General features: G+C 48.4%; 1 protein-coding gene. It reads right to left on the minus strand.

Annotated elements, in window-relative coordinates:
- The coding region (locus BN587_RS00320) for a hypothetical protein (RefSeq protein ID WP_044483864.1) at positions 1–706 on the minus strand (706 nt) is incomplete at both ends.

Here is a 706-nt window from a genome sequence, read left to right on the forward strand (position 1 = left end):
TATTCTTAGTATCGTTTTGGAAGATGTTGCCTGCGTGTGCTGCATCGCTGCCGCCGGTAAAGTTGGTTACATGGCTGCCAGTAAAGCCGCTCGGAACCTCTTTGCCGTTCTTCTCGTTTGTCCAGGTTGCACCATCTGCCAACCACAGGTTAAAGGTACCATAGCTGGTTGAGTCATCACCGGAAGTAACTTCGTAGAGGCTGCGGCCATTCCAGCTGCTGTCTTTGCCCTGCAATGCCAGATTAACGGTAGAAGATGTAGAAGTTGTTTCCTCCTCCCAATAATCATAGGTTTCTGCAGACTTGGTGTAGACATCGCCATCAATCTTGACAATTCCCGCACCTGCCTTACCGTCCTTCATGTTAACGTTGATAACGCCATTATCGTCAGACTTCAGCGCAATGTAATTAGCTGCATTGCTATCCTTTTGAATATCCAGATTGCCGTTCATGGTAACAGTACCGCCGCTACCACTGTAAATACCATTGCTTTCTGTCTGCGCAGATGTAGAAATAGTGGTGTCTGCATCAATGGTAATCTTACCGCCTGTTGCATAAACACCCTGGGCCCTGAAGCCGGTGCTATCAGTGCTGAGCTTCAGGCTCTTAGCCTTGATGGTAACGTCCTTAATGCCAGTCCTGAGACCAGTAGCTACTGCGCGTGCCACATTGCTGCCCTTAAGAACATGGTAGGATACGTCCAAATT

Origin of the sequence: Phascolarctobacterium succinatutens CAG:287 (genome assembly GCF_000434895.1) — a bacterium.
GTDB classification, from domain to species: Bacteria; Bacillota; Negativicutes; order Acidaminococcales; family Acidaminococcaceae; genus Phascolarctobacterium_A; species Phascolarctobacterium_A succinatutens_A.